This window comes from Streptomyces sp. 6N223, assembly GCF_052246635.1.
In the GTDB taxonomy this organism is placed as follows: Bacteria; Actinomycetota; Actinomycetes; order Streptomycetales; family Streptomycetaceae; genus Streptomyces.
In genome coordinates this window covers 1-25,314 of sequence record NZ_JBQQCA010000013.1, presented here as the reverse complement: position 1 = coordinate 25,314, position 25,314 = coordinate 1, and the positions used below count along the sequence as shown (strand labels likewise).

18 protein-coding genes and 2 pseudogenes are annotated in these 25,314 nt (G+C 71.5%); 12 read left to right on the top strand and 8 right to left on the bottom strand.

Annotated elements, in window-relative coordinates:
• Window positions 1-27 precede the first annotated feature (27 nt).
• Window positions 28-369, bottom strand: a complete 342-nt coding sequence (locus ACTWQH_RS10930) for a hypothetical protein (protein WP_443286237.1) — start codon at window positions 367-369, stop codon at window positions 28-30.
• Between the two features lie 296 nt (window positions 370-665).
• Window positions 666-1,127: a DUF6153 family protein gene (locus tag ACTWQH_RS10925; RefSeq protein WP_443286236.1), complete on the bottom strand. Its 462-nt coding sequence runs from the start codon at window positions 1,125-1,127 to the stop codon at window positions 666-668.
• Window positions 1,128-1,570: 443 nt separating this feature from the next.
• Here ACTWQH_RS10925 and ACTWQH_RS10920 point away from each other — a divergent pair, with 443 nt between their 5' ends.
• The gene (locus ACTWQH_RS10920) at window positions 1,571-3,358 is read left to right on the top strand and encodes a VanW family protein (RefSeq protein WP_443286235.1); all 1,788 of its coding nucleotides are present in this window, start codon (window positions 1,571-1,573) and stop codon (window positions 3,356-3,358) included.
• Window positions 3,359-3,431: 73 nt separating this feature from the next.
• On the opposite strand, the gene ACTWQH_RS10915 is transcribed toward ACTWQH_RS10920, so the two are convergent.
• Window positions 3,432-4,880, bottom strand: coding sequence for an MFS transporter (locus tag ACTWQH_RS10915; RefSeq protein ID WP_443286234.1), 1,449 nt, complete (start codon window positions 4,878-4,880; stop codon window positions 3,432-3,434).
• Between the two features lie 332 nt (window positions 4,881-5,212).
• Here ACTWQH_RS10915 and ACTWQH_RS10910 point away from each other — a divergent pair, with 332 nt between their 5' ends.
• The 3 genes from ACTWQH_RS10910 to ACTWQH_RS10900 all read left to right on the top strand — a co-directional run bounded on the left by ACTWQH_RS10910 (window position 5,213) and on the right by ACTWQH_RS10900 (window position 8,922).
• On the top strand, window positions 5,213-5,497 hold the full coding sequence (locus ACTWQH_RS10910; RefSeq protein WP_443286233.1) for a heavy-metal-associated domain-containing protein: 285 nt from the start codon (window positions 5,213-5,215) through the stop codon (window positions 5,495-5,497).
• Window positions 5,498-5,571: 74 nt separating this feature from the next.
• Window positions 5,572-6,534 (top strand): hypothetical protein, encoded by a 963-nt coding sequence (locus ACTWQH_RS10905; protein WP_443286232.1) that lies wholly within the window; start codon window positions 5,572-5,574, stop codon window positions 6,532-6,534.
• A 54-nt stretch (window positions 6,535-6,588) separates the two neighbouring features.
• Window positions 6,589-8,922 (top strand): heavy metal translocating P-type ATPase, encoded by a 2,334-nt coding sequence (locus ACTWQH_RS10900; RefSeq protein ID WP_443286231.1) that lies wholly within the window; start codon window positions 6,589-6,591, stop codon window positions 8,920-8,922.
• 132 nt (window positions 8,923-9,054) lie between these two features.
• Here the strand turns inward: ACTWQH_RS10900 and ACTWQH_RS10895 are convergent, their stop codons facing one another.
• Complete coding sequence (locus ACTWQH_RS10895) at window positions 9,055-9,813, bottom strand: TVP38/TMEM64 family protein (protein WP_443286230.1); 759 nt, start codon at window positions 9,811-9,813, stop codon at window positions 9,055-9,057.
• A gap of 366 nt (window positions 9,814-10,179) precedes the next feature.
• On the opposite strand from ACTWQH_RS10895, the gene ACTWQH_RS10890 reads away from it, so the two are divergent.
• Window positions 10,180-11,565, top strand: a complete 1,386-nt coding sequence (locus ACTWQH_RS10890) for a glycoside hydrolase family 43 protein (protein ID WP_443286229.1) — start codon at window positions 10,180-10,182, stop codon at window positions 11,563-11,565.
• Window positions 11,566-12,046: 481 nt separating this feature from the next.
• On the top strand, window positions 12,047-12,985 hold the full coding sequence (locus ACTWQH_RS10885; RefSeq protein WP_443286228.1) for an alpha/beta hydrolase family esterase: 939 nt from the start codon (window positions 12,047-12,049) through the stop codon (window positions 12,983-12,985).
• Window positions 12,986-13,028: 43 nt separating this feature from the next.
• Here ACTWQH_RS10885 and ACTWQH_RS10880 read toward each other — a convergent pair whose 3' ends face one another.
• Both ACTWQH_RS10880 and ccsB read right to left on the bottom strand, forming a co-directional pair.
• Window positions 13,029-15,200, bottom strand: a complete 2,172-nt coding sequence (locus ACTWQH_RS10880; protein ID WP_443286227.1) for an MMPL family transporter — start codon at window positions 15,198-15,200, stop codon at window positions 13,029-13,031.
• 24 nt (window positions 15,201-15,224) lie between these two features.
• Entirely contained in the window at window positions 15,225-16,223 is a 999-nt protein-coding gene (ccsB, locus tag ACTWQH_RS10875; protein WP_443286226.1) for a c-type cytochrome biogenesis protein CcsB, read from the bottom strand.
• Window positions 16,224-16,363: 140 nt separating this feature from the next.
• Here ccsB and ACTWQH_RS10870 point away from each other — a divergent pair, with 140 nt between their 5' ends.
• Window positions 16,364-16,762, top strand: coding sequence for a BlaI/MecI/CopY family transcriptional regulator (locus ACTWQH_RS10870; RefSeq protein ID WP_443286225.1), 399 nt, complete (start codon window positions 16,364-16,366; stop codon window positions 16,760-16,762).
• Window positions 16,759-17,667 carry a M56 family metallopeptidase gene (locus tag ACTWQH_RS10865; protein WP_443286224.1) on the top strand — a complete coding sequence of 303 codons (909 nt, stop codon included), beginning with the start codon at window positions 16,759-16,761 and terminating at the stop codon, window positions 17,665-17,667. The genes ACTWQH_RS10870 and ACTWQH_RS10865 overlap by 4 nt, the downstream gene beginning before the upstream one ends.
• A 333-nt stretch (window positions 17,668-18,000) precedes the next feature.
• Here the strand turns inward: ACTWQH_RS10865 and ACTWQH_RS10860 are convergent, their stop codons facing one another.
• Complete coding sequence (locus tag ACTWQH_RS10860; RefSeq protein ID WP_443286223.1) at window positions 18,001-18,435, bottom strand: chromate resistance protein ChrB domain-containing protein; 435 nt, start codon at window positions 18,433-18,435, stop codon at window positions 18,001-18,003.
• On the bottom strand, window positions 18,432-18,938 hold the full coding sequence (locus ACTWQH_RS10855; RefSeq protein WP_443286222.1) for a Chromate resistance protein ChrB: 507 nt from the start codon (window positions 18,936-18,938) through the stop codon (window positions 18,432-18,434). Before ACTWQH_RS10855 ends, ACTWQH_RS10860 begins: the two co-directional genes overlap by 4 nt.
• Before the next feature lie 303 nt (window positions 18,939-19,241).
• Between ACTWQH_RS10855 and chrA the strand changes: the two genes are divergently transcribed.
• The 4 genes and pseudogenes from chrA to ACTWQH_RS10835 form a co-directional block, all read left to right on the top strand.
• The gene (gene chrA, locus ACTWQH_RS10850; protein WP_443286221.1) at window positions 19,242-20,642 is read left to right on the top strand and encodes a chromate efflux transporter; all 1,401 of its coding nucleotides are present in this window, start codon (window positions 19,242-19,244) and stop codon (window positions 20,640-20,642) included.
• A gap of 687 nt (window positions 20,643-21,329) precedes the next feature.
• Window positions 21,330-22,253 (top strand): alpha/beta hydrolase family protein, encoded by a 924-nt coding sequence (locus ACTWQH_RS10845; protein ID WP_443286220.1) that lies wholly within the window; start codon window positions 21,330-21,332, stop codon window positions 22,251-22,253.
• A 306-nt stretch (window positions 22,254-22,559) separates the two neighbouring features.
• Window positions 22,560-25,075, top strand: a pseudogene (locus tag ACTWQH_RS10840) (PQQ-dependent sugar dehydrogenase).
• A 10-nt stretch (window positions 25,076-25,085) separates the two neighbouring features.
• Window positions 25,086-25,314 (top strand): annotated as a pseudogene (locus ACTWQH_RS10835) (glycosyl hydrolase); the annotation flags it as partial.

Below are 25,314 nucleotides of genomic sequence, written 5' to 3'. Positions count from 1 at the left end.
CGTGGGGGCGCGTGACGGGAGAGCGGTCTAGATACGCCACCGGCAGACGACGCTGAGTCTGGAACGCCCGGCGAGCGCCCTCGGCACTCTTCGCTCAACGGGCCGGGCGATGGTCGAAGGCGTCGCCTCGGCGGCCGGATCGACAACGACGGCAACGGTCGCGGCCGTCAGCGGGGGCAGCGGCTGCGGGCGCCGCTCGGTCAGGGCGGCGACGTCGTAGGAGGTGCACGGTCCGGCGGGGTGCTGGGCTTCGGGCGTCTCCGGTTCGGCGTGCACCTCCCGCCACGCCAGGCCCTGAGCGTGGTGGGCGTGCCCTAACTCCCGGGGCGCGGCATCGCAGTCGACGAGGGTCAGGAGCAGTCCGCCCAACAGGAGCACCGCGAGGCCACGGCACCAGAGCACAGCGGAGTGCAGGGGGTGGAACGACACGGTTCCTCCACGGAGAGGCCGTCTCCGCCTCAACGGGCGCGAGCACGGCGACAGACGGACATCGGCGGGTGCGAGCGAGGAAAGCGGCACCGTCGCGTAGCCCGGTCACCGGCCCGGGCGGGGGCCCGGGCGGGCCGGGGCGGCCGTGGCCAGGCCAGGGCGGGTGCGTCAGCCGTCAAGAGCCAAGCCGACGGCGACCAGCGACGGGGGCGAGGGATGCCGCCTCGTCACATCCGTCAGATCCGCAGAACCGTGGATTCCGTGGAGACTCTGGAGGCGGGTTCGGCCGACTCCGCTCCGGCCCATGCGGCGCCGGGTAGCGGCGTGACCAGGGACTCCCGTCCCCACTGCATGATCACGGGGCTGGGCGCCGCCAGGCCGGGGCCGTTCTGCGGCTGTCCGGCGGCGCAGTCCTGCTCCGGGTGGGGGGAGTCGTGGTCGTCGTGATGGTCGTCGTCGTGGTCGGCGTCGGCGGAGCCGGTCTCGGAGGCGCAATCGTCGCTCACGTGGCTCTCGTCCTGGCCGGTGCGGTCCATCGGGACGGCCGGGCCGGGAGCTGCGTGGGCCATCACGCTTTCGGCGTTGACGCCATGCATGTAGACCAGCCCGAGAAGGAGCGCGGACAGCCACGCGAGGCGCAGCGGGCGCGTCCAGGGGCGGTCCCACCGCGTGCCGGAACGAGACCTGTCCGTAACCACGCGGAGACCATAACACCGCTCCCGCCGCACGCGTGAAACGGACCAGAAACTTCCGGCTAACGGTGACGCAGTGGTTGGCCACGGAGCGTGTCAGGCCAGGGTGCTGCCTTCCTGCCAGGTGTCCCAGTCCGGTTCCAGGCGCCGTAGCCGTTGTTGACGGCCACGGTGTCCGCGTACGCCTCGGGCCCGAAGATGCCAACAGTGGCCGAATCCATGCGGATGGGGGAGGGAGGGAGCCTTGCTGACCCGATTCCGGGTGCCGATCAGCCCGCCGCCGGCGTCCGTGCCGACGAGGTTCATCCGCAGCGTGACGTCGGCGCCCGACTCCCAGTACCGTTTGACCGGAATGCGATCTTCCCTGGCGTCTGCACGCTTTTTTGCGTCACGTAGGATTTTCTTCCCGCGCCTTCCCTGCCGCCGTACGCCCGTCTCAAGGGAGACCCGTGTCCTTCGTACCGCCGCCGCCGCCGGCCGAGCCGCCACGCATACCCAGGCCCACCTTCCGGCAGCGCACCCAGCAGTGGGCACAGCGCGTCGCACGACTCCCCCGGCCCGCGCTCATCGGCGGCGCCGTGGCGCTCGGGCTCGGCGGCCTGTACCTCACCAGCACGCTGCTCGTCGACGACCAGGTCGCGCCGGGCACCAGCGTGTACGGCGTGGACATCGGCGGCCTGTCCCCGCAGGCGGCGCAGGAGAGGCTGGACACCGAGCTTGCCGCGGCCCAGGCCGCCCCCATCCAGGTGCGGCTCGGTGACGCGGAGGAGGTCTACGAGGTGGACCCCGCTGCCGCCGGGCTCAGCATCGACCTCGCCGCCACCGTCGACCAGGCCGAGCGCCACGGTCTGCTCGGCCGCCTCTTCGGGACGGATGGCGAGGAGCTGGCGCCCGTGGTGCGGCTGGCGGAGGACACAGCCCGCGCCGAGCTGACGGCGCTGGCCGAGAGGTCGGACACCACCGTCAGGGAAGGCGCCATCACCTTTGCCGACGGCGTCCCTCATCCCACCGAGCCGCGCTCCGGCGTCATGCTCGACGTGGCGGGCTCGTTCGACCCGTTGCGGGAGGGCTTCCTGACCGACAGCGACGGACCCGAACCCGTGCGCCTGCCCGTCCGGGAGGCCAAGCCGCGCACCGACGCGGCGGAGGTGGCCCGCGCCATGGAGGAGTTCGCCGAGCCCGCCATGTCGGGGCCCGTCGACCTCACCGCCGGCAGCGCGCGGATATCCATCCCGCCCGCGGTCATCGGCGACCACCTCACCCTGACCGCGGACGACGAGGGCACCCTCATACCCGAGCTGGACGGCGATGGGCTCGCCGGGGACGAGCGCCTGGCCGGCCCGATCGACGAGGCGACCGTGCCGCCCACCGAGGCCAGCCTGAGCCTGGACGGCGACCAGATCGCGGTGGCCGACGGCGGCGAGGCAGGCACCCGCGTGGTGACCGGCGCCATCGGCGACGCGGTGTGGCCGCTGCTCACCGAGACCGGCGCGGCCCGCACCGCCGAGGTGGAGACCGAGCCCATCGAGCCGGAGCTCAGCAGCGACAACTACCGGGACCTCGGGATCACCGAGGTGGTGTCCTCCTTCACCGTCGAATTCCCGCCCGCGCCCTACCGGATCACCAATATCGGCCGCGCCGCCGAGCTCATCAACGGCTCCCTCGTCATGCCCGACGAGACCTGGAGCTTCAACGACACGGTTGGCGAGCGCACGGAGGCCAACGGCTTCGTGGAGGGCACCATCATCCTCGACGACCGCTACCAGACCGCCCAGGGCGGCGGCGTCTCCGCGGTGGCCAGCACGATGTTCAACGCCGCGTTCTTCGCCGGGGTCGATCTCGTGGAGTACGGGGCACACTCCTTCTACATCGAGCGCTACCCCGAGGGCCGCGAGGCCACCGTCGCCTGGGGCAGCCTGGATCTGCGCTTTCTGAACGACTCCGGCAACGCCCTCTACATCCTGGCCAGCTCGACGGATTCCACCGTCACCGTCACCTTCCTCGGCACGGAGAAGTACGACGAGGTCCGCTCGGAAACGGGCCCCCGCGAGAACATCACACCGCCAAGCACCCGCAGAAGCAGCGACGAGGACTGCGTGCCGCAGCCCCCGCTCGAAGGCTTCGACGTCGCCGTCGACCGGGTCTTCGTCGACGGCGGCGAGGAGATCGGCCGGGAGACGTACGAGACCAGCTACGTGCCCAGGGACGAGGTCATCTGCACCGCCGCCACCGACTGACGCGAACGCCTCGGCCAACCCGCCAACCCAGAGCCGTCTGCTCTGGGTTGGCGGGTTGGCTGGTGGGTGGGTGTCAGGCGGTGAGGGTGGCCTCCTTGGTTGGTGTGGCCTGGTCCTCCCGCGCGGGTGAGGGCTTGCGCAGGGTGGCCAGGGCGAGGACCGCTCCGGCGGCGGCGATGGCCGCGGCCCCGAGGAAGGCGGCGGAGAAGCCGTCGGTCAGCGCGGTGAGGTCGCCGAGTTCCTCGGCGCCCTGGGAGGCGGCGATGGCGGTCATGGCGGCCAGGCCCAGGGCCGAGCCGATCTGGTAGCTGGTGTTGACGATGCCGGAGGCCAGGCCGCCTTCCTCCGGGCGGGCGGCGGAGATGGCCGTGCCGAGGGAGGGGATGAAGGCCAGGGACATGCCGACGGCGGCGAGAAGCGAGGCGGGCAGCACGTCCACCGCGTACGAGCCGTCCGGGCGGACGAAGGACAGCCACAGCATGCCCGCCGCCAGGATTGCCATCCCGCTGATGATCATGGTCTTCGGCCCGAAGCGGCTCATGAACCACGGGGCCAGCACGATCATCATGAGCATGATGGCGCCGGTCATCGGCAGCAGCGCGGAGCCGGAGGCGAAGGCGCCAAGCCCCAGGACCTGTTGCAGGTAGAGGTTGAGGAAGTACCACATCGGGATCCAGGCGCCCGCCAGCAGCAGCTGCGCCAGGTTGGCCGCGGCCAGGTTGGGGGTGCGCAGGATGTTCAGCCGCATCAACGGCTCCCGTCGCGCGGCCTGGAGAGCGACGAAGATCCCGGTGAGCGCGAGGCCGCCGGCCAGCAGCAGCCAGGTCTGCGCCTCGCCCCAGCCGGTCTCGGGGGCGCGCACGACGGCGTAGACGATGGTGCCGAGCCCGCCGGTGACGGTCAGGGCGCCGAGCAGGTCGATCGATCCCCGGCGGGCCGGGGCCTGGGGCATCAGGGCCGGGATGGCCGCCAGGGCGATCAGGGCGACGGGGATGTTGATGTAGAACACCCACGGCCAGCTGGCGTATTCGGTGATGACGCCGCCGAGGAAGACGCCGGCGGTGCCGCCGGCCGGCGCGGCGGCGCCGTAGAGCGCGAACGCCTTGGTCAGTTCCTTGGGCTCGGAGCCGAAGAGCATCATCAGCAGCGTCAGCGCGGACGGTGCGATCAGCGCGGAACCCGCGCCCTGCACGGCCCGGCCGGCCAGCTCGACCCACACCTCGTTCGCCAGGCCGGCCATCAGCGATCCGGCGGCCAGAATCGCCCATCCGGCGGCGAAGACCCGTCTGGCGCCCAGGAGGTCGGACAGGCGGCCGCCGAGGAGCAGCAGGCCGCCGAAGGCGATGACGTAGGCGTTGAAGACCCAGGAGAGATCGCCCTGCGTGAAGCCGAGATCGGTCTGCATCTCGGGCAGGGCCACGCCAATGATCGACGTGTCCATGATCACCATGAACTGTGCCATGGCGATGAACGCGAGCGCGAGCCAGCGCCGCGGGTGCGGGGTGGTGTGCGTCGGGGACATCCCACTCACTCTCCAATACTCCCAGGAGGTATGCGTTCGGACGCTGAGCAATATACCCCCGGGGGGTATATTGACGCAACATCCGAGACGAGGAGGAGCTCGGAGATGGCCGGCTACAGCGGCGACAAGAGTGCCCATCCCTCCCGCCCGCGGACGGCGCCATCCCGCGAGCCCTCCACTCGGTCACCCGCCGGCCGCCCTCTGGCACCCCCTCCGCACCAGCGATTCACACCCGCTTGACTTATACCCCCCAGGGGTATGTATGGTTTCTGGAGCGGGCCGCGCAAGAGGCGGGCCGCGGCGAACCACTTGTGCGTCGAAGGGAAACCGCCATGACCACGTCCCCCACCCAGGCCGCCGACCAGACCGTGACGAGCTACAGCGTCAGCGGCATGACCTGCGGTCACTGCGTCAGCTCGGTCACCACCGAGGTCAGCAAGCTTCCCGGCGTCGCGGACGTCGACGTGGACCTGGCCAGCGGTACGGTCACCGTCACCAGCCACGCCCCGCTCGAGGAGGCGGCGGTCGCCGCGGCCGTGACGGAGGCCGGCTACGAGCTGGTCCCCGCCGCCGAGGCCGAGCCGTCGGCGGGCAGCTGCTGCGGCACCTGCCACTGACACCTCTGCGCCGGGGCCGACGGCACGCCGTCGGCCCCGGCATGGGCCCCGCACAGCAGAAGGAGAGCAGAGCGATGAACACGACCACAAAAGTCGGCGCCTTCGGGGCCGGGCTGGCCCTGGCGTTCGGCACGGCCTTCGGCGTCGGGCACGCCGTCGGCCCGGTCGGCTCCGACCCCGCACCCGCCCACGGCGACCACCAGGATTCCGAGGAGACGGACGCGATGAACGAGATGAACGACAACGCCCCCACCGCGCTGGCCGAGGCACCCGGCGGGCTGCAGGTCTCCGAGCGCGGCTACACCCTGGTCACCCCCGACGAGCCGCTCGCGGCCCGGGAGCGCACCACCTTCCGCTTCCACATCCTGGGTCCCGACGGCCGGCCGGTGACGCGGTATGAGGAAGCCCACGAGAAGGACCTGCACCTGATCGTCACCCGCCGCGACCTGTCGGGCTTCCAGCACGTCCACCCCACCCTCGACCCCCAGGACGGCACCTGGAGCGTGCCGCTCACCTTCGAAGACGCCGGCGACTACCGCGTCTTCGCCGATTTCTCCCCCGCTGGCGACCCGGCCGGACCGCTCACCCTCGGCGCGGACGTGTCCGTCTCCGGGGCGTACGAGCCCGAGCCGCTGCCCGCGCCCGCCCGCAGCGTGACCGTGGACGGGTACACCGTCACCCTGGAGGGCGACCTGGCCGCCGGCGCCGACAGCGAACTCACCCTCTCCGTCGGCCGGGACGGCCAGCCGGTCACCGACCTGCAGCCGTACCTGGGCGCCTACGGCCACCTCGTGGCCCTGCGCGCCGGTGACCTGGCCTACCTGCACGTCCACCCCGAGGGCTCCCCCGGCGACGGACAGACCCCCGCCGGGCCCGGCATCTCCTTCCACACCCAGGCCCCCAGCACCGGCACCTACCGCCTCTACCTCGACTTCAAGCACGAGGGCACCGTGCACACCGCCGAGTTCACCGTCACCGCCGGAGAGTCCGCCGCTCCTTCCGCGGCCGGCGAGCACGGCGGCGGCCACGGCCACTGACAGACGCCTGACTGACGCCACTCACCCAGCCAGGAGCAGAAGGAGACGAGAAGGATGAGCACGGAGACCTCGGCACCGCAGCACCCCGCCCACACCGACGAGGTCGAGCTGGCGATCGGCGGCATGACCTGCGCCTCCTGCGCCAACCGCATCGAGCGGCGCCTCAACAAGCTCGACGGTGTAACCGCCACCGTCAACTACGCCACCGAGAAGGCCAAGGTCACCTTCTCCCCCGGAGTGACCGTCGAGGAGCTGGTGACGCAGGTCGAAGCCGCCGGCTACACCGCCGAACCGCCACCGCCACCGACACCCGCGGGCCAGGCGCCACCCGCGCCACCGGCCCAGGACGGAGAGGACGGCCGGCTGCGGGCGCTGCGCGACCGGCTCATCGTCTCGCTCGTGCTGACCGTGCCGGTCATCGCGCTGGCGATGGTGCCCGCCTGGCAGTTCACCAACTGGCAGTGGATCTCCCTCGCCCTGGCCTGGCCCGTCGTCGCCTACGGCGCCTGGCCGTTCCACAAGGCCGCCTGGACCAACCTCAAGCACGGCACGTCCACCATGGACACCCTCGTCTCCATGGGGACTCTCGCCGCCCTGGGCTGGTCGCTGTACGCGCTGCTGTGGGGCACGGCGGGCGAGCCGGGCATGACCCACCCCTTCAGCCTCACCATCGAACGCACCGACGGCGCCGGCAACATCTACCTCGAGGCCGCCGCAGGCGTCACCACCTTCATCCTCGCCGGGCGCTACTTCGAGGCCCGCGCCAAACGCCGCTCCGGCGCCGCGCTGCGCGCCCTGCTCGACATGGGCGCCCGCGACGTGGCCGTGCTCGGCGCCGACGGCCGCGAGCAGCGTGTCCCCATCGACCAGCTCGCCGTCGGTGACCGCTTCGTCGTCCGCCCCGGCGAGAAGATCGCCACGGACGGCGTCATCGAGGACGGCACCTCCGCCGTGGACGCCTCCATGCTGACCGGCGAGTCCGTGCCCGTCGAGGTCCGCCCCGGCGACCCGGTCACCGGCGCCACCATCAACGCCGGCGGGCGCCTGGTCGTCCGCGCCACCCGCGTCGGCGCCGACACCCAGCTCGCCCAGATGGCGCGCCTGGTCGAGGACGCCCAGAACGGCAAGGCGCAGGTGCAGCGGCTCGCAGACCGCATCTCCGGCATCTTCGTGCCCATCGTCATCGCCCTGGCCGCCGCCACCCTCGGCTTCTGGTGGGGCACCGGCGACGGCGTCGGCGCCGCGTTCACCGCCGCCGTCGCCGTGCTGATCATCGCCTGCCCCTGCGCTCTCGGCCTCGCCACCCCCACCGCCCTCATGGTCGGCACCGGGCGCGGCGCCCAGCTCGGCATCCTCATCAAGGGCCCCGAAGTCCTCGAATCCACCCGCCGCATCGACACCATCGTGCTCGACAAGACCGGCACCGTCACCACCGGCCACATGACCCTGCTCGCCGTCCACACGGCCGACGGGGAGGAGGAGACGGAGGTGCTGCGCCTGGCCGGAGCCCTGGAACACGCCTCAGAACACCCCATCGCCCAGGCCATCGCCACCGCAGCCACTGACAGGGCCGGGCAACTGCCCACCCCGGAGGACTTCGCCAACGTCGAAGGGCTCGGCGTCCAGGGCATCGTCGACGGCCACGCCATCCTCGTCGGCCGCGTCCGCCTGCTGGAGGACTGGGCGCTGACCCTGCCGCCCGAGCTGGAACGCGCCATGGCCGCGGCGGAGGCCGAGGGCCACACCGCCGTCGCCGTCGCCTGGGACGGCCAGGCCCGCGGCGTGCTGACCGTCGCCGACGCCGTCAAGCCCACCTCCGCCGAGGCGATCCGCCGCTTCCGCGGGCTCGGGCTCACGCCCGTCCTGCTCACCGGCGACAACGCGACCGTGGCCGCCTCGGTCGCCCGCCAGGTCGGCATCGGCCCCGACAACGTCATCGCCGAGGTCATGCCCAAGGACAAGGCCGACGTCATCACCCGCCTCCAAGCCGAGGGCAAGGTCGTCGCCATGGCCGGCGACGGCGTCAACGACGCCGCCGCCCTGGCCACCGCCGACCTCGGCCTGGCCATGGGCACCGGCACCGACGTCGCCATCGAGGCCGCCGACCTCACCCTCGTACGCGGCGACCTGCGCGCCGCCGCCGACGCCATCCGCCTGGCCCGCCGCACCCTGACCACCATCAAGGGCAACCTCTTCTGGGCCTTCGCCTACAACGTGGCCGCGATCCCGCTGGCCGCGGCCGGGCTGCTCAACCCGATGCTGGCGGGCGCGGCCATGGCGTTCAGCTCGGTCTTCGTCGTCAGCAACAGCCTGCGCCTACGCCGCTTCCGCCCCCTGACCGACGCCCACCACGCCTCCGACCAGCTGGACGTGACGACCGCGGCCTGACACCACGAGCCGCTCAGCATGAGGCAGGCCCTGGGCCGGACCCGACAGGGGACGCCCAGGGCCCGGCTCGTCGCTCTTGGCATACACACGCAGTGGCACACCGCCAGGCAAGGCCGAGGGCGGTCCGGGCCGTCAGGTCAGGCGTATGCGACGACGGTTCCGCAGGTGCCGCCACGCGGGCACGACGCCCAGCAGGGCGACGCCCGCGGCGGCGGGGATCCACAGCCCCATGGAAGGCGGCGCGACCGTCGAGGCACCCGCCAGCACCCAGGCGGCGTTGCCCGGAAGCGTGCCCACGAGGGTGGCGAGAGCGAACTGCGACCATCGCACCCGCGACAGGGCCACGCCCAGATTGACCGCCGCGAACGGCAAGATCGGCAGCAGACGCAGCACGAGAACGCCGACGAAGGCCCGGCCGGAGAGGCGCTGGTCGAGCGTCGTCAGCGCCCCCGAGCGCAGCAGCACCGGTCGCAACGCGTCACGCCCGAGAAGACACCCGACCGCGAAACCGAGCAGGGCGCCCAGCATGGTGCCCGCCACGGCCACCAACAGCCCCGGCCCGATCCCGAACAGCGCACCAGCGGCGGCGGTGAGCGCCGACTTGGGCACGAAGGCGAACGCGGCCAGCGCGTAGACGCCCACACACAGAACCCCAGCCCCCACGCCCGGAGCGACGCCGCCGGACCGCCGGTCGAGCACGTCGTCCACTCCCGTCACGACGACCGCACACACGGCCCCCGCCACGAACAGGCCCAACAGGACAAACCGGCCCCAGGGCGACAGGACAACCCGGCTCGCCGCACGCGCACCCCCGCGAAACGGCCAAGCCGCAGCGGCCGGTCGTGCGGTGCTCGGCGTACGGGTCGCGGGACGCGGGACGTTGTTGGTCATGGTGCGGGCCAGTCTCTCCCACCCGGCCCGGATCGATCGGCCCGGTCCCGGATACCGGGACCGCTCGCGAGCGAACACCCGTAACGGCAGTGGTCACATGGCGTGCTGTGCGGCTGTGGGTGGCGGACCGACCCGTGTGCGCCAGGACCGGTTATTCCGTGGTGTCGTTCGGCGGCGACGAGGCAGCGGCCTGCTCATCCGGGCCTCTGGGCGCACCGTTGATGCGCAGCTTGTCACAATGGTAGTCTCGCAGCGCGTTTTGACCTGAAAGTGCAGGGGGCTGAATACCAGGCACGCGACCGCCTGTAGCGCTCGCCGTCGCCGCAATTGCGAGGCGGGTGTCCACAGTCGGATGAAGGGTAAACGATGAAATCTCTGGCTATTCTGAAGTCGAGTCGCAGCCTCGCCTGTCTAGTGGGCCTGCTCTGCGTCCTGATGTTGGTTCAGCCTGCCACGGCAAAAGCGGACAACCCAATCGTCCAGACCATCTATACGGCCGACCCGGCGCCACTCGTACATGACGGCCGTGTGTACCTCTACACGGGACACGACGAGGACGGCTCAACAGAGTTCACCATGAAGGACTGGCGGGTGTTCTCGTCCTCGGACATGGTGAACTGGACCGATCACGGCTCCCCGATGAGCATCGAGACCTTCAGCTGGGCGAGCGACGACGCGTGGGCGGGCCACGTCGTCGAGCGGAATGGCAAATTCTACTGGTACGTTCCCGTGACGAATGGGGCGACCGGCCGGATGGCCATCGGGGTGGCGGTGTCGGACAGCCCTACCGGGCCCTTTGAGGACGCCCTCGGACATCCGCTGGTGGAAAACGGCGAGATCGACCCGAATGTGTTCATCGACGACGACGGGCAGGCATATTTGTACTGGGGTAACCCGAACCTCTGGTACCTGAAGCTGAACGAGGACATGATCTCGTTTTCCGGCGACCCGACCCAGATCCCCCTCACCCCGGAGGGGTTCGGCAGCCGCGAGGGAAATCCGGACCGTCCCACCCTCTACGAAGAAGGGCCCTGGGTGTACAAGCGTGACGGCTTGTACTACATCGTGTACGCGGCCGAGTGCTGCAGCGAGCACATCGCCTATTCGACGGCCCCCGGTCCCACCGGGCCGTGGACCTACCGGGGAACGGTCATGCCCACACAGGGCACCAGCTTCACCAACCACGCCGGCGTCATCGATTTCCAGGGCAACTCCTACTTCTTCTATCACAACGGCGCACTGCCGGGCGGTGGTGGCTTTACCCGCTCGGTCGCCGTGGAGAAGTTCGCATACAACCCCGACGGCACATTCCCGACGATCACCATGACCGAGGAAGGGGCGCCCCAGCTGGGCACGCTGGACCCCTACGCCCAGCAGGAGGGCGAAACGATCGCCTGGGGCTCCGGCGTCGAAACGGAACCCTCAGGCGACGGCGGAATCAATGTCGGTTCCATCGAGAACGGGGACTGGATCAAGGTCAAAGGCGCCGACTTCGGCGCGGGCGCGAGCTCCTTCAGTGCGAGGGTGGCCTCGGAGACCAGCGGCGGCCAGATCGAGGTCCGTCTGGACAGCGTCGACGGTCCGCCGGTGGCGACGTGCGACGTCCCGGGCACGGGCGGCTGGCAGACATGGGAGACCGTCTCCTGCCCGGTGAGCGGCGCAACGGACACGCACGACGTGTACTTCACGTACACCGGCGGAAGCGGCTCTCTGTTCAATGTGAACTGGTGGCAGTTCTCGGCGACCTCGTGAGCGGCTTGAGATCAAGAAATATATGCGCCGGGGAGGTTGACGTCGCGCCCACGTCTCCTATGATCCCTGTCTGATGCTCCAGCCATCATTCGTCATACGTTCGTCATAGCGAACGACGCGAGGCTGGACCGGCCTGTGCCGTCTCATAGGCCACCGCATGAGAGCACGCGCACCATCAGTTCCGTCCATGTGAGTTCCCCTCACGCGGCATGTTGCCGGACGCCTGAGGACGACGGGCGATGCCGTGTGGTGGGCCCTCCAGTAGAGCCGCCATGGAGCAGTCCGTGCTTCCTTCGACACGCCGTCGCGCCCTGCTCGGCGCCGGGCGGCTGACCGGCGGGCTCAGCCAGCGTTTCGGACCCCATCTCGGGAGGCGCCGGTCGGCCGGCACGCACACACGCGTGCCGGCCGGCCGGCGCTCCCCCACCCCCGATGAAGGAGGAGAAATGTCAATATTTCACCAGCGAGAGGGAGTTGCGCGATGATGAAGCGTAAATTCCTCTCGGGTTCTGTCGTGGTCGCGGCACTTGTCGCCCTGACCACGGGTGGCACAGCACTGACCAGCGCCGCCAGCGAAGCCGGCCTGCCGCGCTCGGATGCCGGTACCGCCCAGGAGACCGCCGGATGCGGCCAGGCCCCGACGTTGCAGGACGGCACCCACACGATTCAGAGCAGCGGCCAGGACCGCACCTTCATCCTGGACGTTCCCGACAACTACGACAACAGCAAGCCCTACCGGCTGGTCCTGGGGCTCCACTGGTGGGGCGGCACCGCAGAGAACGTCGCCACAGGCAACACCGTGGAGACGGGCACCTGGGCCTACTACGGGCTCCAGCGGCTTGCGGAGAACAGCACCATCTTCGTCGCGCCCCAGGGCATCGACAACGGCTGGGCCAACACCGGCGGGGCCGACGTGACGTTCATCGACGACCTGCTCGCGACGATCGAGGCGGATCTCTGCGTCGACACGACACAGCGCTTCTCCATCGGCTTCAGCTACGGCGGCGCCATGAGCATCTCCCTCGCCTGCTCCCGGCCGGACGTCTTCCGCGCGATCGTGGCCCAGTCCTCCCCGGGAGAGATCAGCGGGTGCGACGGCGGCACCGAGCCCGTCGCCTACATGGGGGTGCACGGCACCGCCGACAACTTCACCGGCGGAGAGGCCCAGCGCGACAGGTGGGTCACGAACAACGGCTGCACCCCCCAGGACACGCCCGAACCGGCAGGGGGCAGCCTGACCCACATCACGACGGCCTACGAGGGCTGCCAGGAGGGGTATCCGGTGGTATGGGCCGCCTTCGACGAGGGTCACATCTCGGCTCCGACGGACGGGGTCGCCGGTGACAGCGGCAACACCTGGGTGCCCGGAGAGGCGTGGGACTTCATCACGCAGTTCGAGTCCACCGCGCCGCCCGAGTAGAACCGAGTAGAACGAGCGGCACCGTCACGCCGCCTCATCGCCGTCAACGGCGCGTCCGCATGCGGACCGCGCCCTCGTCTGATCGAGGACGAGCGCCCGGGGGGATCCTGACCGGGATCCCCCCGGGCCTCACCCGATGTGTTGGCCAGGCCCGCTGCCCCAGGGTGTGGAGGAGAGCGGGGGTGATGACGAGCACGGCGGCCGCCGCGGCCAGCACGCCGGCGGCGAGGCCGAGGCCGAACTGCTTCATGATGCGGTCGGGGGAGAGCGTGTAGCTGGCGAAGACGGCCGCCATGATCAGGGCCGCGGCGAGCACCACGCGGCGTGAGGCGTGCAGTCCTTCCCCGACGGCCGTACGGGCGTCGCCGGTGCGCGCGTGTGCCTCGCGGATGCGGGTGAGGACGAAGACCTGGTAGTCCATGCCCAGCCCGAACAGCAGCGCCATCAGGGTCATCGGCATGTAGCTCTCCAGCGGTCCGGTGCGGCCGGCGCCGAACAGGCCGGCGGCCCAGCCCCACTGGAAGACGGCCGTCAGCAGGCCGTAGGCGGCGCCCAGGGACAGCAGCGTCAGGATCACCGCCTGGGCCGGCAGCAGGACGGAGCGGAACATCGCCGCCAGCACCAGTGCGGAGATGACCACGACGGCCAGCACGAACGGCAGGAGCCGGCCGGCCATCCGGTCGGTGAGGTCCTGGAAGGTGGCGGTCACGCCGCCGACGTGCAGCCGCGTGTCGGTGCCGTGGGCCGCCCGGGGCAGGACGTCCTGGCGCAGCTCACGCACCAGTTCGGGGGTGGCCTCGTCCTGGGCGGTGGTGGTGGGGATGACGGTGATGACCGCGGCCTGGCCGTCCGGGCTGAGCGCGGGCGGGGTCACCGCGGCGACGCCGGGGGTGCTCTGAAGGCCGCGGGCCAGTTCGTCGAGCTGGCCGGGGGTGGCGCCGTGGAGGTCGGCGACGACCATGAAGGGCGCGGTGGAGCCGGGGCCGAACGCCTCCTGCTTGAGGTCGTGGGCGCGGCGGGTGGTGTCCGAGGCGGGGGCGTTTCCGGCGTCCGCCGAGCCAAGGCGCATGGCCGTGGCCGGGGCGCACAGCGCCAGCAGCACGACGGTGCCGCCCAGGGCGACGGCGAGCGGGCGTCGGCGCGCCATCCCCGCGCCGGTGCCGGTGGCGGTGGCGGTGGCTCGGCGGGTGGTGCGGCGTTCGAGGCGGCCGGTGGGGGTGAGCCAGCGGTCGGTCAGCGCCAGCAGGGCGGGCACCAGGGTCAGCGCGAGGCCGAGGGTGACGGCGACGCCGAGCATGCAGGCCACCGCCAGGCCGTAGACGAAGGGCACGCCCATGAAGAACATGCCGGCCAGCGAGACGATGACCGTGGTGCCCGCGAACGCGACGGCGTGCCCGGAGGTGCCGGCCGCGGTCGCCACGGCGTCCTGCGGCGACTGGCCGTCGCGGCGGGCGGTGCGGTAGCGGGTGGCGATGAACAGGGCGTAGTCCACGCCGACCCCGAGCACGATCATCAGCGCGACGGACATGCTGAAGTCCGGCACGTCCATGGCCTTGGTCAGCAGCATCACCCCGCCCAGGCTGGCCAGCAGGCCGGTCAGCGCAACGACGATGGGCAGGCCGGCCATCGCCAGGGAGCCGAAGGCGGCCAGCAGGATCACCAGCGCGGCGGCCAGCCCGACCGTCTCACTCATCCCGGTGCTCGGGACGGGGGCGAACATGGTGCCGGACAGCTCGACCGTCAGGCCCTGGCCGGACAAGGCGGTGAGGCGTTCCTTGATCGCCTCGGCCGCCTCGTCGGGCACCTCGGTGCGGCTGGTGGTGAACACGATCGTGGCGATCCCGGTCGTGCCGTCGTCGCTGACGCGCCCGCCGCGGGCGGCGTCGGTGTGGGGTATGACGTCGGCGACCACCGGGTCGGCGCTGCGGGCCGCGTCCAGCACCTGCTCGGCCCGGTCGCGGATGGCCGGGTTGTCGAGGCCGGCGTCGGCGTACAGGACGATGTCGCCGGTGCCGGCGGCGCGTTCGGGGAAGTGGTCCTCCAGCACGTCGTAGGCGCGCTGGGAGTCGGTGTCGGGCAGGGCGTACTCGGAGTCGAACTCCGGGCCGGCCATGCCACCGACGCCGGCGAGGGTGAGGGCCACGAGGAGCCAGCCGATGACCGTGGTCCACCGCCGTCGGTGGCAGGCGCGGGCGATGCCGCTGAGCGAGGGCATAGGGGTCGGTCCTTCCCGCCGGGCTCAGAGGCCGGCGTAGGAGTGAAGGCCGGTGAGGAAGAGGTTCACACCGACGACGTTGAAGAGGAAACAGCCGTATCCGGCGAGGTTGAGCCAGGCCGCGCGGGCGCCCGTCCAGCCCGCCGTGGAGCGGGCGTGGAGGTAGGCGGCGTACATCACCCAGGTGATGAACGCCCAGGTCTCCTTCGGGTCCCAGGCCCAGTACCGGCCCCAGGCGTTCTCCGCCCATATGGCGCCGGCGATGATGGCGAACGTCCACAGCGGGAAGACGAACGCGGCGGTGCGGTACGCCAGGCGGTCCAGCGCCGCCGGTCCGGGCAGGCGGAGCGCGGCGGTTGCGCCGAGCCGGGGGTGGGCGAGGTGGAGCGCGGAGACGACGGCGCCGATGGTGAAGGCACCGGTGCACAGCACGGCGGCGGAGACGTGGATGCCCAGCCAGTAGGAGTCCAGCGCCGGGGCGAGCGGCCCGGCCTCGGCGTACAGGACGGCGATGGCCAGGCCGAGGACGCAGGTGACCGGCAGCAGGACGAAGACGCCGAGGCTGCGGTCCCGGCGCCGGGCGAGCAGGAGCAGGAAGGCGGCGACGATGGCGAGCGCGCCGCCGGTGGCGAACTCGTACATGTTGCCCAGCGGCACGCGTTCGGTGGCCAGCCCGCGGGCGGCGGTCGCGGCGGTGTGCAGCAGGCCGCCGAGGATCGTCAGCGCGACCGCGATGTGACCGGCGGCGTCCGCGCGTGGTGGGGCGCCGCGTGACGCGGGCGCAGCCTCGGCTTTCCGGACTCCGGGTTCGGGCGGTGGCGCGGCGAGCGATCCGGCTGCCGCCGCGCCCAGCAGGGCGGGCGTGCGGGCCTGGGCCGCCGCGTCCCGTGCGGCGCGGCGCGCCAGCCGGCCGCGTGTGCCGATGGCCCATTCGGCGCAGAACGCGACGAAGGCGCCGACGTAGACCACCAGGGCCCAGAGCATCAGCGTGTTGCTGACCTCGGCCAGAGTCGCACCGTTCATGATGACCGCCTCCCAGACACGGCACGCTTTGCTCTACGTCGTGTAGAGCAATGCTTCGGGTCGGCACCGTAGCAGGGCGGCGCGCAGTTGTTCTACGTCGGGTAGAGTTACGCCTCGCGAGACGCGGAGGGAAGGAACGGATGCGCCGCTCCGGCGAGTTGGAACGCGCGGTCATGGACGTGCTGTGGGAGGCGGAGGGCGCCCTCACGGCCAAGGAAGTGCTGGCCGCGCTGCCGGATCAGGGCCTTGCCCACACCACCGTGATCACGGTGCTCGACCGGCTGGCGCGCAAGGGTACGGCCCGCCGGGAGCGCACCGGACGCTCCTGGCGGTACACGCCGGCGGCCAGCCGGGAGGCGTACGTCAGCAGCCTGATGATGGACGCCCTGGGACAGGCAGGGGACCGCGAGGCGGTCCTGGTCCACTTCGCCCACGCGGTCTCCACCCCCGAGGCGCAGGCCCTCCGCGAGGCGCTGGAGAAGCTGGGGGACGCCCAGGACGCGGAGTCCGCCGACGGCGACGGTGGCCCGAAGCCGTGAGCCACGTCCTGCACTTCGCCGTGCTGCTGGTGGGCTGCGTCGCGGCCGTCCGGCCGCTGGCCCGCGCCCGGTGGGTGGCGCGCATGCCCCGCACCGCGCTCCTGCTGTGGCAGGCGCTGGGCGTGACCTTTGAACTGTCGCTGTTCGGGCTGCTGTTCTCCGCGGCCTTCGCCCCGGAGAACCAGGGGCTGCTGCCCGGGCTGCTGCGGCTGGCCGCGGACCCGGCGAACGTGCCGCTCGGCCCGGCCGGTCCGCTCGCCCTCGGGGTCGGCGCGGCCTGCGTGGGCGGCCGGATCGCCGCGTTGTCCCTGGCGTGGCTGGCGGCCGGACGGCATCGGCGACGCCACCGACACCTGCTCGCGCTCGTGGCCCGCTCCGACGACGCGCTGCCCGGCGTCGCGATCCTCGACCACCCGGCCCCGGCGGCGTACTGCCTGCCCGGGCGGCACGGCAGCATCGTGCTGAGCACTGGGGCCCTCCACGCGCTCGAACGTCAGCATCTGGCGGCCGTCATCGCACACGAGCGTGCACACCTGCGCCAGCGGCACGACCTGGTGCTGCTGCCGCTGCTGGCCTGGCGTCGCCTCATCCCGCACAGCGCGCCGCTGGACGAGGCGGTGGCGGCCGTCCGGCTGCTGCTGGAGATGTGCGCCGACGACGCCTGCTGCCGGCGGCTGCCCGCCCGCGACCTCACCCGTGCCCTGACGCGGTTCGAGAACGCCGGCCCGCCGCTCGCCACGCCCGCGGGCGGGTTCGGCGCGGCGGACACGGCGTTGCGCACGCGCAGGGCGCGGCTGCTGGCCCCGGCTCCCCCGGGCGCCACGGCCGCCGGACGCCTGACCGTCCTCGCCCTCGCGGCGGGACTGCTGTCCACGCCGCTGAGCCTGTTCCTGCTGCCTGTGTGAGGTTCACCGACCGGTGGCGGCGGTGGATGCATCATGGAAAAGCACGCCACTATGCGCTCGGGTACGCGGTCGGCACCGGCAGCGGTGATGGATCACGTGTGGGTGAAGGAGTTGGTCCGATGTCTCCGCTCATGCGCGGGCTGCTGGTTGCCGCTGGGCTGGTCGCGGGGGTCGCCTGCGTTCTTCTCGGTGGCCCGTGGCTGGTTGACCACCTGTGAGGGATCGGCGGTGTGCCTGGCCGCTGAGAGGCGGCCGGGCACACCGCCGAGCGGCCAGGACCAGGATCCGGGGCGCCGAGGATCAGAGGCAGTGCGACCGAGCTGGTCGCGCCTGTCAGGCGGGTTCGCGGCCCAGCAGGTGGGCGCGTTGGTAGTAGGCGTACAGGCCGTCGAAGACGGGCCGGGTGACGGTCAGGGTGTGCTCGTCGTCGCCGATCATGGACAGGCCGCGGAGGATGGCGTCGAGGCCGGGAGCCTCGGGGGCGTCGAAACGCTCGTCGTCGAGGTCGGCTTCGTGGACGATCTCGGCGATGCGCTCCAAGGCGCGGTCGTCGGCGAGCTGGTAGCGGCGCAGGATGGTCTCGAAGCTGCAGTCGCCGTGGTGGTGGCCAAGTTCCACGCCGCGCATGTCGAAGGGGGTGGCGTCACCGGGGACCTGGTCGGGGTCGGTGACGAAGACGAAGGCGGCGTCGGGGTCGATGAAGCGGCGGATCAGCCAGGCGCAGGCGGCGCGGTCGATGTGGATGCCGGCGCGGGTGGCCCACTTCATGCGGACTCACTCTCCTTGGTGCGGGGTTCGGTTCGATGCCCGGGGGCGAGGGCATTGACGGCGGCCTCGGCGGCGCGTCGTGCGGGTGGGGGGAAGTAGTCGCGGCGGTGGATGCGCCGCAGTTCGGCGCGCAGCTTGCGCAGGACCCGCTGACGGGTTGGTTCGTCTGCGGTGCGGGCCTGTTCGGCTTGGTCGCGCACGTCCTCGTATTCGGCGGTGCGGGCGTCGGCCATGGTCTGGGCGAGCTGGCGTTCCTGGGCGGCGCTGGTGGGGTGGGCGAGCCAGACGGTGGCGGTGCCTCCGGCGTCGAGGATCTCGTCTGCGATCCAGTCCAGGTGCTCGCGGGTACGGGCGTCGGCGGGCAGCGCGACCAGACCGTCGGACAGCTGGGCGACGCCGAGGCGTTTGAGCTTCCGCCAGATCGTGATGCGCGGGGTGGAGGGCTCGCGCGGGACTCGGTAGCTCAGCAGCACCCACTGCCCGCCGACCCCGGACGCGGTCACCGGCGGGTCTCCCGCGGCTCGGGACCCGTTGCCCCGGCGATCGGAGGCAGTGCGAACCGAGCCCGGTCCGGGGGGGTGTGCGGACGCATGGCCACCAGTCTCCTTCACTCCAGTGCACTCCAGGGCGTCGTCAGGCCACTGGAAGAATAATGCAACCACGGTTACATTGTTCTTGCTCGGCGGTCCCTGGCACGCGAGGGGCGCGGACAGGCCAACCCGTCGACGCTCCCGCCCGCCTCAAACCCCTCACCGCCCGAAGACAGACGAAACAGACGAAACAGAGAAGACAGAGGAGTGCCGCCGGTGACCGCTGCCGACCCCATACGCCGCCCGCCGGACGAGACGCCGCACCGGCGGGATCTGATCCCGTTCCGCCAGGCGCTGCGGGCCTGGTTCGCGATCTCCTGGCAGACCTTCGGCGGGCCGGCCGGGCAGATCGCGGTGATGCAGCGGACCCTGGTGGAGGAGAAGCGGTGGATCGGGCAGCAGCGGTTCAACCACGCGCTGTCCTACTGCATGCTGCTGCCCGGCCCCGAGGCCCAGCAGCTGGCCATCTACACCGGCTGGCTGCTCAACGGCACCCGGGGCGGCCTGGCAGCGGGCACCCTCTTCGTGCTGCCCGGCGTGCTGACCCTGCTGGCGCTGTCCGTGCTGTACGTCGGGTGGGGCGAGATGACCTGGGTGACCGGCCTGCTGGCCGGGCTGGCCCCGGCGGTGACCGCGATCGTCGCCCAGGCGGTGTGGCGGGTCGGCCGCCGCTCCCTGACCCATCCAGGCCATATCGCCCTGGCCTGCGCGGCGTTCGCCGCGCTGGCCGTCTTCGGCGTGCCGTTCCCGGTCGTGATCGCCGCCGCGGCGGCGGCCGGGTGGCTGCTGGCCCGCTACGTTCCCCGGTCAGCGGAAGCGGCCGGCCATGCCGCGGCGAGCGACGGCGCGCCGCCGGTGATCGCGGACGAGGAACTGCACCATGCGCCGGCCGGGTGGCGCCGGGCGGGGCGCATCCTGGTGGTGGGGCTGGTGCTGTGGGGGCTGCCGCTGGCCGCCGTCGCCGTGCTGACCGGCACCGGCAGCGTCTTCACCACCCAGGGGCTGTTCTTCTCCGGCACGGCCCTGATCACCTTCGGCGGCGCCTACGCCGTCCTGGCGTTCGTCGCCCAGCAGGCCGTGCAGACCTACGGCTGGCTCGGTCCTGGTGAGATGGTCCGTGGCCTGGCCCTGGCCGAGACCACCCCCGGCCCGCTGATCATGGTCGTGCAGTTCGTCGCTTTCCTCGGTGCCTACAACAATCCCGGCTCGCTCTCCCCCTGGGCCGCCGCGTTCCTGGGTGCGTTGCTGACCACGTGGGTGACCTTCGTGCCCTGCTTCCTGTTCATCTTCCTCGGAGCCCCGCACATCGAGCGCCTGCGCGGCAACCGCACCCTGTCCGCCGCGCTGGCCGGCGTGACCGCGGCGGTCGTCGGCGTCATCGCCAACCTCGCCCTCTACTTCGCCACCCACACCCTCTTCACCGACGTGGAACCCCTCACCACCGGCCCGCTGGACCTGCACCTGCCCGACCTGACCACCGTGCGCTCCACGTCCCTGGGCATCGCCGTGGTCGCCGCCGTCCTGATCTTCCGGCTGCGCTGGAGCGTCCTGCGCACCCTCGGCGTCTGCGCCGCCCTCGGCCTGGTCGCCGCCCTCGCCGATCTGCCCGGCACGTGACGCTCGTTCTGCCCCGTCCCACCGCGGTCGACAGGTGGCGACGCTCGCCGCAGACTGCGGGGCCTTGCTGCCGGGTGGCCGCATGTCGCAGCGCTCGGTCCGCATGTGTTCGATAAAAAAATTCGTACGACGTATGTTGACTGATGTCTCGGCGCGCTTATGATCCCTCTCGTCTGAAGAATCAGTTGAGCGTTCGGCATGTCGGACGTGCAGCTGGTTGCATCGGTCTGTGCCCGTCCCACGGACCATGGCAGGACAAGCACGCGCACCATCCGTTTTGTTCCGGTGAGGCTCCCCCACGCACGGCCAGGTTGCCGGACTTCTGAGGACACAGGAATGCCGTGGTGGTCCCCACCGGCCGAGCCGCCGTGGAGTTGTTCCGTGTTCGCTTCAGCGCGTCATTGCCGCCCGCGCCATCTGGTCGCGATCGCGGCCCCGGGTGGACCGAAGCCCGCTTTCGGTAGCGCGGCCATGGCCGCCGCCAGCCGACGGCAGTTGCCCAGGGGCTTCCAGGGGACCTCCGCCGGCCGGCCGCTCGCCCCGACCCCGGCCGTCAGCCACCGCTTCGTCTCAGGTTCCGGCACCTTCGCTCCAGCGCACTGACCTCGCGTCAGCCACCACGTGCAGCGGCGGCACCAACGTCCCCCCAACCCCCATCCCCCCACACCACCCCCCACAGGAGTCACCATGTCGATGCGACGGCGCACCCTCCTGGGACTTGGCGCGGCCGGAGCAGCCACTCTCGGCGCCGGCGTGCTCGGTGCCGAGCAGTCCCTCGCCGGTCCGGCGACCAGGATCCCCTCCCCACGGCAGGCGCCGGCCGAGCCGTTCGCCATCGGGTGGCGGGAGTACCTGTGGACGCGCGGCGACCGCCAGCTCACCACGCACGTCTACTATCCGGCCACCGGCACCCCCGGCGGCGATCCGGTCCGCGACGCCCCCATCGCCGACGGCGTCTTCCCCGTCGTCGAGTTCAGCCACGGGTACGGCGGAAACGCGGACAGCTACGACGCACAGGTCGAACCGCTGGCCGAGGCCGGCTTCGTCGTCCCCTCCCCCAGCTTCCCCGGCACGGGCAGCCCGCCGGACGTGTACAACGGCACCCAGTCGATGGACGTCTCCGAGATCATCACCCTGACGCTCGCCCTCAACGACGCCGCGGACGACCCGCTCGCCGGGCACATCGACACCGAGGCCGGGGTCGGGGTGTCCGGCCACTCGCTGGGGGGCATGACCTCCCACGGCCTGCTCACCGCCTGGCCGGACGACCGCATCGTCGCGGCCGTCCCGATCGCCTGCGTGGACATGGGCGACCCCGCGCCCGAGGTCGCCGCCAACGTCCTGTTCATCCACGGCGACCAGGACGGGACCTGTCCTTACTCCTCGGCCCGCCAGGCGTACGACGAATGGCCCGGGCCCAAGGGGTTCCTCACCCACCTCGGCCAGGGCCACGGCGAGTACCTGTACCGCGAGGCCGGGACGTATCCGCAGACCACCAACACCATGCTGGACTGGTTCCGCTGGAGCCTGTACGGCGACACCACCGCCCGCGACCGCCTCTCCGCCGACGCCACCAGCGGCGGCACCGCGTGGGACGCGGTCCTGGAATAGTCCGGCTCCACGCCCGCCGTGCCATAGCGGTTCGTTGTAGCGACCGCGTGGCGGGGCGTCGGTACCTCCCAGGACCAGCCCTCTGCCCAACAGCCCCTCGCGGCTGGTCCTGGGCGGCACCCGCTCGACGACGCACCACCCGGCCGGGGGCGAAGAGCCGCAGAGAGGGCGTGCGGGCAGCGATGGCGCCCGCGAGGAATCCGCCATCTCACGCTCACCAGCCACCACGGGGCCACTCCCCGGCGCGGCGCGCGGACGGGACACGCGCCGGTTCACCGGGCAACTCACCCCCACTAGGAGGAGCACATGTACAGAGGATTCAAAAGGCATCTCATCGCGCTGACCGGCTCGCTGCTCGCGACGGCGGGCTTCGTCACGGTGCTGTCGACGGCCTCGGCCGAACCCGCCGATACGGTCGACACGCGGCAGGCGCAGTTTCAGCAGGTGACCCTGGCCAAGGGGGTCTCCGAGTTGGGCGAGCCGATGTCGCTGGCGGTGCTGCCCGACCGCTGGGTGCTGCACACCTCGCGGGACGGCACCCTGCGGGTCACCGACCCCGAGGGCACCACCAGCGTCGCGGCGCAGATTCCTGTCTACTCCCACGATGAGCAGGGCCTCCAGGGCGTCGGAGTCGACCCGGACTTCGCCACCAACCGCTTCGTGTACCTCTACTACTCGCCGCCGCTCGACACCCCGCCCGGGGACGCGCCGAACGAGGGCTCGGCCGCGGACTTCGAGGCGTGGAAGGGCGTCAACCGGCTGTCCCGGTTCACCCTGAACGAGGACCACACCCTCGACCTCGCCAGCGAGGTCACCGTCCTCGACGTGCCGACCGAGCGCGGCATCTGCTGCCACGCCGGCGGCGACATCGACTTCGACGCCGAGGGCAACCTCTACCTGACCACCGGGGACAACACCAACCCGTTCGCCTCCGACGGCTACACCCCGATCGACGAGCGGAGCAACCGCTACCCGGCGTACGACGCCCAGCGCTCGGCGGGCAACACCAACGACCTGCGCGGCAAGCTCCTGCGGATCTCGGTCAACGAGGACGGCTCCTACGACATCCCCGAGGGCAACCTCTTCCCGCCGGGCACGGAGAACACCCGGCCCGAGATCTACGCCATGGGCTTCCGCAACCCGTTCCGGATGAGCGTCGACAAGGAGACCGGCGTCGTCTACGTGGCCGACTACGGCCCGGACGCCGGCACCTCGAACCCCGCTCGCGGCCCGGGCGGCATGGTCGAGTTCGCCCGCGTCACCGAGCCGGGCAACTTCGGCTGGCCGTACTGCGTCGGCGACAACCAGCCGTACATCGACTACGACTTCGCCACCGGGGCCTCCGGCTCCGCCTTCGACTGCTCGGCACCCACCAACGACTCGCCTAACAACACCGGCCAGACCTCCCTTCCGCCCGCCCAGCCGGGCTGGATCTCCTACGACGGCGGCTCCTTCCCGGAGTTCGGCAGCGGCTCGGAGTCCCCGATGGCCGGTCCCGTCTACCAGTACGACGCGGACCTCGACTCGGCGGTGAAGTTCCCGGAGGAGTACGACGGCGACTTCTTCGCCATGGAGTTCGGCCGCCGGTGGATCAAGAACATCGACATCGGCGAGGACGGCAGCCCCGCCGCCATCAACGACTTCCCCTGGTCCGGCACCCAGCTCATGGACGCGGAGTTCGGCCCTGACGGCGCGCTGTACGTCCTGGACTACGGCACCGGCTGGGGCGGGGGCGACGAGAACAGCGCCGTGTACCGAATCGAGCACACAGGAGCCAAGTAGCGCGGCGCCGGGACTCCCAGGGCCAGTCCTCTGTCCAACAGCCCCTTGCGGCTGGCCCTGGGCCGGCGCCCCATGAGGAACCGAACCCGTCATCTCACGCTCACCAGCCAACCCCGGAGCCCCCGGCGCGGCGCGCGGACTGTACAGGCAGTGCGTCACCAGGTGGCTCACTGCTCTCAAGGAGGACTCACATGCACAGAGGATTCAAAGTGTCCCTCGCCGCGCTGACCGGCTCGCTGCTCGCGACGGTGGGCGCGGTCACGGTGCTGTCGACGGCCTCGGCCGAGACGAGAGCCTCGGCCCAGCCGTCAGGTCCCACCGTGACCCTCGAGCTGCCGGCGGACGGCCAGATCGTCGACTTCGGCGATGAGGTGCCGTTCGAGGTGACGGTGACCGACCCCGCGGCCGACGAGATCGACTGCTCGAAGGTCACGGTGGCCTTCATCCTCGGCCACGACAGCCACGGTCACCACCTGACCTCCGAGACCGGCTGCTCCGGCACGCTCCAGGTCCCCGCCGATGCCGGGCACGACGGCAACGCCAACATCTTCGGCGTCTGGGACGCGAAGTACACCAGCGCGGACGGGCTGACCGTAAACGACCAGCACGTCACCCAGCCCAGCCAGCGCCAGGCCGAGCACTTCGGCACCCAGAAGGGCGTTCAGCTCGCCAGTCGCAGCAACGCGCACGGAGGGCTGGCGGTGGGCTACATCAACGACGGCGACTGGATCGCGTTCGAGCCCTATGTGCTCGCCGACGCCACCGAGTTCACCGCCCGGGTCTCCTCCGGCGGTGCCGGTGGGACCATCGAGGTCCGTGCCGGCTCCCCCACCGGTGACCTCCTCGGCAGCGTCGAGGTGGCGAACACCGGCGGCTCGAACACCTTCCAGGACGTGACGACCGCGCTGTCGGGTGCCCCCGCCGGGACCACCACGCTCCACCTGGTCTTCACCGGTCCCACCGGCAGTGGGGCCCTGTTCGCGGTCGACGACTTCACGTTCGCCACCGGCGACACGGCCTCGGGCGACTCTCACCAGTGAAGGGAGAAACATCGTGTCCAAGCATGTGACCCGGCGGTCCGTCCTCGTCGCGGGAGCCCTGGGCGCCGCGGCGCTGCCGGCGGCGGCCGCCTGGGGCGCCTCCGGCGCCTCGGCGCGACCGACCACGGCCTCCGGCGCCTCGGCGGCGCCCGACGATCCCGCCTACGACATCCTCGTCTTCTCCAAGACCGCGGGATTCCGCCACGACTCCATCCCCGACGGCATCGCCGCACTCCAGG